At 59.1% G+C, this 11,175-nt stretch carries 7 protein-coding genes; 4 read left to right on the top strand and 3 right to left on the bottom strand.

The window, feature by feature from the left end:
• From BN3659_RS07425 to BN3659_RS07415, 3 genes are all read right to left on the bottom strand, one after another.
• On the bottom strand, positions 1 to 1,263 hold a 1,263-nt coding region (locus BN3659_RS07425), incomplete at its 3' end, for a DEAD/DEAH box helicase (RefSeq protein ID WP_091535799.1).
• 87 nt (positions 1,264 to 1,350) lie between these two features.
• Positions 1,351 to 2,700 (bottom strand): tRNA (N6-isopentenyl adenosine(37)-C2)-methylthiotransferase MiaB, encoded by a 1,350-nt coding sequence (miaB, locus tag BN3659_RS07420; RefSeq protein ID WP_224757807.1) that lies wholly within the window; start codon positions 2,698 to 2,700, stop codon positions 1,351 to 1,353.
• 319 nt (positions 2,701 to 3,019) lie between these two features.
• The gene (locus tag BN3659_RS07415; RefSeq protein ID WP_091535796.1) at positions 3,020 to 4,012 is read right to left on the bottom strand and encodes a YitT family protein; all 993 of its coding nucleotides are present in this window, start codon (positions 4,010 to 4,012) and stop codon (positions 3,020 to 3,022) included.
• Positions 4,013 to 4,466: 454 nt separating this feature from the next.
• On the opposite strand from BN3659_RS07415, the gene plsY reads away from it, so the two are divergent.
• From plsY to BN3659_RS07395, 4 genes are all read left to right on the top strand, one after another.
• The gene (plsY, locus tag BN3659_RS07410; protein ID WP_091535794.1) at positions 4,467 to 5,153 is read left to right on the top strand and encodes a glycerol-3-phosphate 1-O-acyltransferase PlsY; all 687 of its coding nucleotides are present in this window, start codon (positions 4,467 to 4,469) and stop codon (positions 5,151 to 5,153) included.
• Positions 5,154 to 5,300: 147 nt separating this feature from the next.
• Positions 5,301 to 7,001 carry an AMP-binding protein gene (locus BN3659_RS07405; RefSeq protein WP_091535791.1) on the top strand — a complete coding sequence of 567 codons (1,701 nt, stop codon included), beginning with the start codon at positions 5,301 to 5,303 and terminating at the stop codon, positions 6,999 to 7,001.
• A gap of 2,517 nt (positions 7,002 to 9,518) precedes the next feature.
• Positions 9,519 to 9,893: a fluoride efflux transporter CrcB gene (crcB, locus tag BN3659_RS07400; RefSeq protein WP_091535788.1), complete on the top strand. Its 375-nt coding sequence runs from the start codon at positions 9,519 to 9,521 to the stop codon at positions 9,891 to 9,893.
• A gap of 22 nt (positions 9,894 to 9,915) precedes the next feature.
• Entirely contained in the window at positions 9,916 to 11,118 is a 1,203-nt protein-coding gene (locus tag BN3659_RS07395; RefSeq protein ID WP_091535787.1) for an acetate/propionate family kinase, read from the top strand.
• Positions 11,119 to 11,175 lie beyond the last annotated feature (57 nt).

Below are 11,175 nucleotides of genomic sequence, written 5' to 3'. Positions count from 1 at the left end.
GCCGCTATGTCCGCCGTCTGCACGTTTGCCGTCCCCGCGCCCGCCGCTGCCGCGGTTGCGGCCGGTTCCGCTGCCGCCCCGTCCGCGAAATCCGCGGCCGTTGTTGACCGCCGGATCATAGACGGGCCCCGAGCCCACCTCCTCAGGCAATTCGCGTTTGCGGATCTCCTTCTCGATGAACTTCTCGATCTGATGGAATTTGCCCTGCTCCTCCTCGTTGACGAACGTAACGGCAGCACCCGTCGCCGCGGCGCGGGCCGTGCGGCCGATGCGGTGGATGTAGTCTTCCGGATCGTGCGGTACATCGTAGTTGATAACGAGTCCGATATCTTCGATGTCGATGCCTCGGGCCACGATGTCCGTAGCCACGAGGATGTCGACCTTGCCGTTCTTGAAATCGAGCATCACCTCCTCGCGCTGCGCCTGCTCCAGATCGGAGTGCATGGCCGCCACGTTGAGTTTCATCCGTTTGAGGATATGGGCCAGCTCCTTGACCTTCATCTTCGACGACGAGAAGACGATCGTCTTGTAGGGCAGGGGCTCGGCGAACATGCTGCGCACGATGCCCAGCTTCTGCCGTTCGTAGCAGACATAGGCCGACTGGTCGATCGCCTCGTTGGGTTTCGAGATGGCGATGTTCACCTCGGCCGGATCGCGCAGGATGGTCTTGGCCAGCTCGCGGATCTTCGGAGGAAGCGTCGCCGAGAACATGATCGTCTGCCGCTCGCGGGGCATGTAGGAGACGATCTTCATGATGTCGTCGCTGAAACCCATGTCGAGCATGCGGTCGGCCTCGTCGAGAATCAGACACTCCACATGCGAAAGGTCGATGCCGCTGTTCTGCAGGTGGGCGATCATGCGGCCCGGGGTGGCGATCACCACGTCCGATCCCATCAGCATGCCGCGTTTCTGCGCGTCCCAGCCCTTGCCGTCGCCGCCGCCGTAGACCACCGTAGTCGAAATCGGCAGGTAGTAGCCGAATCCCTGAAACTGCTGGTCGATCTGCTGCGCCAGCTCGCGCGTGGGTACGATGATGAGCGACTTCACCACATTGTCCTCGTTGCCCTCGATGAGCAGCCGGTTCAGCAGCGGCAGCGTATAGGCCGCCGTCTTGCCCGTGCCGGTCTGGGCGCAGCCGATGATGTCGCGCCCCTCCAGAATGATCGGAATGGCGGCCTCCTGCACGGGGGTCATCTCCTCGAAATGCATATCGTACAGACCGTCGAGAATCTCATCCTCGAGGTCGAGTTCGTCGAATCTCATAACCTAATATATCTTTAACAAAACATTTGCTTTTCCCGCCGTCGTCGTCCGCACCGGCACCCCGGGCGGCGACCGGCTTGCCCGAACTCATATCGCTTCGCCGATCAGCGTTACGGGCGTGCAATCCGTGATCCGCACCCGCACGTATTCGCCGATGCGATGGTTGCCGCGGTCGAAGACGACCACTTTGTTCTGCGACGTACGGCCCGAGAGCTGGTCGTCGCGTTTTTTCGAAACCGACTCGGCCAGCACCTCGAACTCCCGCCCCACGTCGCGGCGGTTGCCGGCGAGCGAGAGCTCCGATTGCAGGGCGATGATCTCCGCCAGACGCCGCGACTTCACCTCCTCCGGCACGTCGTCGGGCAGATGACGCTGCGCGAAGGTTCCGGGCCGTTCGGAATATTTGAACATGAAAGCCGAATCGTAGCCCACCTCGCGCATCAGCGAGAGGGTTTGAGCGTGCTCCTCCTCCGTTTCGCCGGAGAATCCGGCGATCAGGTCGGTCGTGATGGCGCAGTCGGGCATATAGCGACGGATGGCGGCGATGCGGCCGAGATACCACTCGCGGTCGTACTTGCGGTTCATGCGCCGGAGCATCGACGACGCGCCCGACTGGGCCGGCAGATGGATCGCACGGCAGATGTTGGGCATCGAAGCCATCGCTTCGAGCAGGCGGTCGCTCATATCCTTGGGATGCGACGTAGCGAAACGGACCCTCAGCCGCGGAGAGACCTCCGCCACACGGCGCAGCAGCTCCGGAAAGTCCACCTCGCCCGCGCGGTACGAGTTGACGTTCTGCCCCAACAGCGTAACCTCGCGGTAGCCGTTTTTGAAAAGGCTCCGCGCCTCGGCGACGATCGTCTCCGGATCGCGGCTGCGCTCCACGCCCCGCGTATAGGGCACCACGCAGTAGGAACAATAGTTGTTGCACCCGCGCATGATGGCGATGAAAGCGCTCACCCCGTTGCGGTCGAGCCGCACGGGCGCGATCTCGGCATAGGTCTCTTCGGCCGAGAGCATCACGTTCACCCCCTTTCCGCCGGCCTCGGCCTCGCGCACCAGACGCGGCAGATCGCGGTAAGCGTCCGGCCCGGCGACCACGTCGACGCCGTGGCCGCCCTCCGTGAGCTGCTCCCGAAGCCGCTCGGCCATGCAGCCGAGCACCCCCACGACGAGCGCGGGTTTCGCACGGCGCAGCCGCCGCATCTCGGCCAGACGCCCCCAGATGCGCTGCTCGGCATTGTCGCGGATCGAACAGGTGTTGATGAGCACCACATCCGCCTGATCGATCCGATCCGTGTAGACATAGCCCGCGGCCTGCATGAGCGACACGACGATCTCCGAATCGCCGACGTTCATCTGGCAACCGTAGGTCTCGATGAAGAGCTTTCGGCCCGCCCCTTCGAGCGGACGCAATTTGTTCGGTTCGAAATTCAAAATTATCTCTCAATAAAAATTATCCGTATCCGGCAAACCTGTCCGGCAAACCGGCTCCGAAACAGACTTATTCTCAGCAACTCCGCTTCCGGAAAGCCCGATTTGCCGTTCGGGTCCCTCCCGGCAAGGCGGCCCCGATCGCACCGTCCCCGGCAGGCGCTTCCCCGTTCGCACCGTCCCCGGCAGGCCCCACGAAACCGACCTATATAAGTATATCCGCTGCGGTCAGGTCCGATCCCGGAAAATCCGATCCCGGAAAAACGCCCCTGCGCACGAAGCGCCCGTCCGCGCAAAGCCGTCGTCCGAAGCGCAATCCGCGCTATTCGGCCTGTATCTCGTCCGCCGATGGGAAAGGTTTGAACCCTTCGCCGTACGTATCGTAAGCATCCGTTACGACCACGAATGCATTGGGGTCGATCTCCTTGATCTTGTGCTGCACCAGACGCACCTCCTTGCGGCTCACCACCAGAAAGATCACGTCGCGGTCGGCCTCGGTGTACATGCCCTTCGCCTTGAGATAGGTCGCGCTGCGGTCGAGGTCGTTGAGGATGAAATCTTTCAGTTGGCGGTGGTTGTCGCTGATGATGAACAGCAGCTTGTCGTAGGAGGCTCCGTCGAGCATATAGGCCACCACGCGCGAAGCCGCCCAGATCGTTATGAGCGAGTAGAGCGTCAGCATCCAGCCGCCCTGCGCAGCTTCGCCCGTGCCGAGTCCGAAGCCGATGACGATCAGACCCGACAGCACCACGACGCCGTCGGCGAGGAAGATCCCCGTCGAGAACTTGATCCCCGCGAACTTCTGCAACAGCATGCCGAGAATATCCGTACCGCCGGTGGTCGCCTGCTGACGCACGACGAGCCCCTGTCCGACCCCCACGACCACGGCGCCCATGATGCAGGTCAGCAGCAAATCGTTCGACAGATCGAGCCGTCCGCCGAGCAGCAGCGCCGGATCGAGCGAATGCACGGCCTCCTCGTTGGGGTAGACCAGACGGGTCAGGATATTCATGAAGCCCGGGGTATAGAGCGCCGCCAGCACGGTGCGGGCGCCGAATTTTCCGCCGAAAACCAGCACGGCGATAATCATCAGGGGCACGTCGAACATATAGCCGAAAGTACCCACTTGGATCGAGGGGAAGATGTTGTGGAGGACGATACCGGCGCCGTAGACGCCTCCCGGGACGAAATTGTAGGGATTGATGAAGAAGACGAATCCCGCCCCCATGATCGAGCACCCCACGAAAATCAGAATCCACGAGCGCCACCACGACCACGAGCCCATCGGTTCGAGCAATGCTTTCGTTTTGAACATAACGGTCAGTTTTAAGGTTAATTATTTTCAGGTTTCAGGTCGGACGGTCGGAAACCGCCCGCAGGGACGCGGCACCAATCCGGCTCTGCGCACGGTCTATCGAAAACGTTTTGCCTCCGCAGCCGTTTCCCTCCGCGGCAGCGACCGAATGAATCGGCTCCGTACTACACGGCTTATCGAAAACGTCGGGTTTTCCTTCGTTTTCCCGCCTCGGCAATGCCCGAGTAAACTCGGATTGCGCTCGGCTTATCGAAAACGTTGAGGTTTTCCTTCGTTTTCTCGCCTCGGCAATACCCGAGTAAACTCGGATTGCACTCGGCTTATCGAAAACGTTCGCAAAGATAATAGATTCCGGTGAAAAAGCCCAGAAGCCGGCGCGGAATTTTTCGAGTTTAGGTTCGTTTTTCAGACAATTTATTATATTTGCATAATCTATACCCCCATTAAACGCACTATGATACTGACCTATTATTGCGCTATCACGATGATTATCATCGCCTACCTGCTGGGGTCGATCCCCAGTGCGGTGTGGATCGGCAAGAAATACTACGGCGTGGACATCCGCGAGCACGGCAGCCGGAACGCCGGAACGACCAACATGCTTCGCGTACTGGGCAAACGGGCCGCGATTCCGGTTTTCGCGCTCGACTTCATCAAGGGATTCGTCGCCGTTACGATCATCGAAATGCTCAAGTACGACGAACACGTGAGCGAGGTGTGGCTCATCAATCTGAAGATCGTGGCGGTGTTCGCCGCCGTGCTGGGGCACATCTTCCCCATCTTCGCGGGATTCAGGGGCGGCAAGGGCGTCGCCACGCTCGTCGGGGCTATCACGGGCATCTACCCGCCGGTCGTGCTGCTCTGCTTCGGAGTCTGGTTCGTGGTGCTGATGGCATCGCACTACGTCTCGCTCGCTTCGATGGTCGCGGGCTGCTGCTTCCCGGTTTTCACGCTGCTCTCGCCCAAGGTCAACGAGTCGGTGCCGTTCGTGATCTTCTCGTTCGCAATCGCCTTTCTGCTGATCTTCACCCATCGAAAAAACATCCAGCGCTTGAGAGCCGGCACCGAATCGAAAACCTACATCTGGCGACCCCGCAAGATCAGAATCGACCCGGACGAACGCAGGGAGAAACGCGGGTAGCGGAATCCGCCCCGGCAGATATTCGAAAACGCAGGATTCGTAACGCAAAAGAGCGCCCGGCGTTAAAAAGAATACCGCGTTTTTGGCAAACTTCATTTTTTGAATTACCTTTGTAGCGAATGCCCGCAGCCGGGCGCGCCCCGAACGATGTTAAAGGAGAACCTGATCAAACTCTACGAAGCGAGTTTTCGTGAAAACCGTGAAATGCCGGCGCTGACCGATTATTTCAAGGAAGAGCACTTTTCGTACTACGAGATGGCCAAGGAGATCGCCAAGCTGCATCTGCTCTTCAAAAAGGCGGGCATCGGGCAGGGAGACAAAATCGCGCTCATCGGCCGCAACAACCCCCGCTGGTGCATCACCTACATCGCAACGATCACCTACGGCGCGGTCATCGTCCCCATCCTGCAGGATTTCAATCCCAACGACGTCATCCACATCATCAACCACTCCGAGAGCCGGCTGCTGTTTCTGGGCGACAACTTCTGGGACATCATCGAGGAGGATCAGATCCGCCAGATCGAGGCGGTCTTTTCGCTCACGGACTTCCATGCGGTGTACGAACGCAACGGCAAGTCGCTCACCAAATTTCAGAAAGAAATTCTGAAAAACTACCGTTCGAAATACCCGCGCGGATTCAGCGTCAACGACATCAAATATCCGGAAATTCCCAACGACCGGGTGGTGCTGCTCAACTACACGTCCGGCACGACAGGTTATTCGAAGGGGGTGATGCTCACCGTGAACAACCTCACGGGCAACGTGCTTTTCGCCAAAGGAGCCGTCAACACCCAGACCGGGACGCAGTATTTCCAGCGGGGCGGGCGGACGCTTTCGTTCCTTCCGCTGGCCCACGCCTATGGCTGCGCGTTCGACTTTCTCGCCCCGCTGGCCGTGGGCGGGCATATCACGCTGCTGGGCCGCATCCCTTCGCCCAAGATACTCTTGGAGGCTATGTCGGTCGTGAAGCCTACGATCATCTGCTGCGTGCCGATGATTCTGGAGAAGATCTACCGCAAACAGGTCCTCCCGCTGCTCGAAAAGGGACCGATGAGCATCGCCATGAAGATCCCGCTGCTCAATAGCGCGATCCACTCGGTCATCCGCAAAAAGCTGATGGATGCATTCGGCGGCAACGTCAACATCTTCATCGTGGGAGGCGCCCCGATGAATCAGGAGACCGAAGCGTTCCTGATGACGATCAAGTTCCCGATCACGATCGGCTACGGTATGACCGAATGCGCACCGCTGATCAGCTTCACGCCCGACAACGAGTTCAAGGCGGGTTCGTGCGGACGCTACCTCAGCCAGTTCATCGACGTGCGGATCGACTCGGACGATCCGCAGCACAAAGCCGGAGAGATCCTCGTCCGCGGCGAGCACGTGATGAAAGGATACTACAAGAACGACAAAGACACCGAGCGCGTGCTCGATGCCGACGGCTGGCTCCACACCGGAGACATGGCGACGATGGACCCCGACGGCACGCTCTATATCCGCGGCCGCTCGAAGACCATGATTCTCAGCGGAAGCGGTCAGAACATATACCCCGAGGAGATCGAGGATAAACTCAACAACATGTATCTGGTGCTCGAGTCGCTCATCATGGAGAGCGAAGGCCGGCTCAAGGCTCTCGTGGTTCCGGACTTCGAACAAGCCGAGCAGGAGGGAGTGGACAAGAGCGAACTGCCCGCGATCATGGAGAACAACATCCGCGAGCTGAACAAGCTGGTGGCCGGATACGAACAGGTGGCGGACTTCACGATCTATCCTACGGAATTCGAAAAAACACCCAAGCGGAGCATCAAGCGCTACCTCTACTCGCCGGCTCTGCTGAACAAAAATTGAAAACGAAACGGACAAGACACACGATCAGCAGGTAACCACTGGATTCTCTATCCCAATTCTTCATAGTCAACTGAATCCAATTCTACAATGAGGCGTCACTAATAGTTCGGTTACCTGCTTTTTTCGATATTCGGAGCGTTCCGATACAGGGCGCTCCGTTTTTTTTATGCTCCGCAGCCCGGCTTCGCTCCACCGAAGCGACGGAAATAACAGGGAAGGAACGGCCCGAAAAGAACGGCGCGCACAAAACGACACGGACCGGAATATCGGAGCGGGAGGATCAAAGACGAAACAGTGAGGAGGCCCCGGCAGGAATAAAAATTCCCGAGACGAAACGGCGAAAACCGAACAACTGAAACGCAAGGACAAAAATGAAACGGCACGCACAAAACGACACGGACCGGAAGACCGGGGAACGAAACGCCAGAAACGCAACCGGCAAGGATGAGACGATAGAAATGAACCGGCTGGCACAAAACGGCAGCGGCAGAACGATATGAATCTTTAATCACAATACGATTGCCTGCTCAGAACACATTCTCGTCCCCAATCCCATAAGCACAGGCATTCCCCGATCCCGAGTTCCTCGCTCCCGAGGTGCCGGAATTCTCCGGCTCCGAAGAGACCGGGCGGAAATCGTCCGATTCAGTCCCTACCAACCGTTCGTACAACCTATAAAGGGTCTTCTATCATCCGATTCAAATGTGCGATTTTAAGGAAAAAGCACCGAAAAAAACATCCTGTCGGACGATGATGCCGACAGGTAAGCGGCAGGAGAGCTTGTCCGTCTTACGGCGATTTCGCGGCTCTAAACTTTCGCAGCGGGAAATCCAGACGTAAAAAAAAGTACACCGTACAACCGCATTCAGTAAATATAAACGGAATCCATATCGCAGTCGTTCCCAGTCTCGAAAGCAAAGTTCCATTCCGGCATTCCCCCAATAATTGGAATCGGGTGCCGAGACCGGATCCCTCTCTCCGACCTGATGCCTCACCGAATCTTACTGCCGCACTCCTGCCATGCGCTTTCGGACCTCCGCATCTCCCGCCCGCAGGTCCTCGATCCCGAAAGCGCGGGCATTCTTCGATCCTCAGAATGCCGGAGGTTCCCGATCCCCCAAGCGTCCTCGGCTCGCATACGGGCGAAACGGACGACCGCAGCCGCATGGAACAAAAAAGCCTGCACAATGGTTGCGCAGGCCGTTCCGTGCATGGAATTAGAGGCTGACTAAAACAACACGGAACCGATGATATGCAGTCTTGTCCGAGGACAGGGGCGATCGGCGGACAAGTGCGAACGACGAAACGGCGGCCGGTACGAAGGGGAGGGCTTGCGGAGACGAACAAAGAAGCGCGGACAAACTCCCCATTCACCCACGAGGTCTTCGACCACCCACACAGTAGAATCATAAGAAGAAGTATGCCCACGCTGTGAAACAGCGCGAACACCGTGCTTCTCTCTTACCGTGTTGCGAAAATGTCGAAGTTTCGTGAGTCGGGAAAAAGCCGATGTATCATCGTTCGTATGTTGCAACCCTCACAGATTGCACTGACAAAGATAGCAAAAAAAGTTGAATTTCGCTCCACAGTCCCGGCCCCGGCAAATAAAACATGCGCTCTCCGCATCCGACACACCGGAAACGCCCCTGTCCGTCCGATTCCCGAAAGCCTCCGCATTGCCGAAGACCGAGCGGCAATGCGTCTCGGTCCCCGATGCTGCGGAGCGCATTCCGCCGCAGGTCCGCACGGTTTGCGGCATCCGGAAAAAACATCGCCGCATCGCATGACCTGCGTTTTCCGGACATCGGCAAAGGCGTTCGAAAAGGGACGGAACGGGAACGACAGAGAACGGAGACGGTGCACGGCCCGCAAAACACCGGGACGCTCGTACTGCGGCGTCCCGGCAATCCATGCGAAACCCGACCGCTCACACCTGAGAAGGCGCCTGTCCGCCGATCTGCACAGCACCGACCGTCTCGAACATCGGTCGGCCGGGGCAGCCTCCCCGACACGGCCGTTTCCCGGGCACGTTTCGGCGAGACGGAAGGCACGAAGAACAGGGAGGATCCGCGATCTATCCTTCCCGGTTCGACCGAGGAAAAACCGGCATCGTCCGCAACCATTGCAAATTACGGATTCACCGCCCCGTCCCCGGCATCGCCGGGGCTTTGCCGGCTATTCGCCGTCTCTGCCGCCCCGCGGCGGAGCGCACTCGGACGAAACTCGCGACGGCCCCGACGCCGGCGACGAACAGCGAAAAGGTCCGCATCCGACAGCCTCGAAAACATTCAGCGGCCCGCAGTCGCTTCCCCGTCCCGGCAGTCCCCGAACGCTCCGGACCGCACGGCCTGTCGGACCTCTCTATCCGGCGCTGCCGGAGAGTTTGCGAAACGAACAATTCACGAAATACGCCGCTACACGACAATTTCTTTCCAAAAAAGCGGAGGAATTATTATAATTCGTAACTATTTTTTGCTTAAATTTGCACTATTGTAAAATTAGTCCTACCTTTAATTGATGATTCGGGAAATTCTGACCGTCGGAGCCGGCGGCGCTGCGGGAAGCGTCGTCCGTTATCTGCTCGCGGGCAATCTCATGGCAGGTTGCACGTGGTGCGGTTTTCCGGCCGGCACCTTCGCCGTGAATGCACTCGGATCGCTGCTCATCGGCCTGCTGGCCGGTGCGGCGGGCAGTTCGGCGTGGCTGATGCGGCTGCTGGCGGTGGGATTCTGCGGCGGATTCACGACCTTCTCGGCTTTTTCGGCCGAAACGGTGCGCCTGCTCCGCGACGGCCAGTACGGTCCCGCCGCCCTCTATGCCGGATTGAGCGTCGGGGTATGCACGGCATGCGCGGCATTGGGGATGTGGCTCGGAGAGTTGACGAGAAATTAACGAACATAATATAGCACACGACATGGTAATATTGGTACTCAACTGCGGCAGCTCGTCGATCAAATATCAGGTGATCGACATCGAAGCCGGCGCGAACACCCTGCTCGCCAAAGGTCTGGTCGAGCGCATCGGTCTTCCCGAAGGCGACCTCACCCACAAACCCGTCGGCAAGGAGCGTTTCGAACTCCACCGCCCCATTCCGGATCACACGACCGGCATCCGGCTCGTGCTGGAGGCGCTCACGAATCCCGTGCACGGCGTGATCGCGTCGCTCTCGGAGGTGAAAGCCGTCGGCCACCGCGTAGCACACGGCGGCGAGTTCTTCCCCGCGAGCTGCGTCGTAACCGACGAAGTGAAGGAGAAGATCCGCGCGCTTTTCGAAATCGCGCCGCTGCACAATCCCGCCAACCTCGAAGGCATCCTCTCGATCGAAAAGGTACTGCCGGGCGTACCGCAGGCGGCCGTGTTCGACACCTCGTTCCACCAGACCATACCGGCCATCAACTACATGTACGCGCTGCCCTACGAATACTACGAGAAATACCGCGTACGCAAATACGGATTCCACGGCACCAGCCACAAGTTCGTGGCCGCCAAGGGGGCCGCACTCGCAGGTCTCGACCTCGCGCATTCGAAGATCGTAACCTGCCACATCGGCAACGGCGCCTCCGTAACGGCCGTGCTCGACGGCCGTTCGTTCGACACGTCGATGGGCTTCTCGCCGGTGGACGGACTGGTGATGGGTACCCGCTGCGGCGAGGTGGACCCCAGCGCCATCACCTTCATCGGCGAAAAGGAAGGCATGAACTACGGCGAACTGAACGCCATGATGAATAAAAAGTCGGGCGTGCAGGGGCTCACGGGACTGTCGAGCGACATGCGCGACATCGACAAAGCCTATCACGAAGGCAACGGGAAGGCGATCCTCGCCCGCGACATGTACGACAACCGCATCCGCAAATTCATCGGCCAGTATGCCGCCGAGATGGGCGGTCTGGACCTCATCGTCTTCACGGGCGGCGTGGGCGAGAACTCGGACGAAATGCGCGAAGGCGTCTGCCGGGGTCTCGAATTCATGGGCGTGGAGTTCGACGCTGAGGCCAACAAGGGCGCGCGCGGCGTGGACAAGCTCCTGTCGAAGCCCGCATCGCGCGTCAAGGTGGCCATGATCGCCACGGACGAGGAACTGGTGATCGCGACGGACACGTACAACCTCGTGAAATAACGCCCGTTCCCGCAGGGCCGAATGCGCATCGCTCCCTGTCCGGAGCACACCGGGCAG

The organism is Alistipes sp. CHKCI003 (assembly GCF_900021155.1).
GTDB classification, from domain to species: domain Bacteria; phylum Bacteroidota; class Bacteroidia; order Bacteroidales; family Rikenellaceae; genus Alistipes; species Alistipes excrementavium.
The sequence above is the reverse complement of the archived record's forward strand: the minus strand, read 5'-3'. Positions and strand labels throughout refer to the sequence as shown.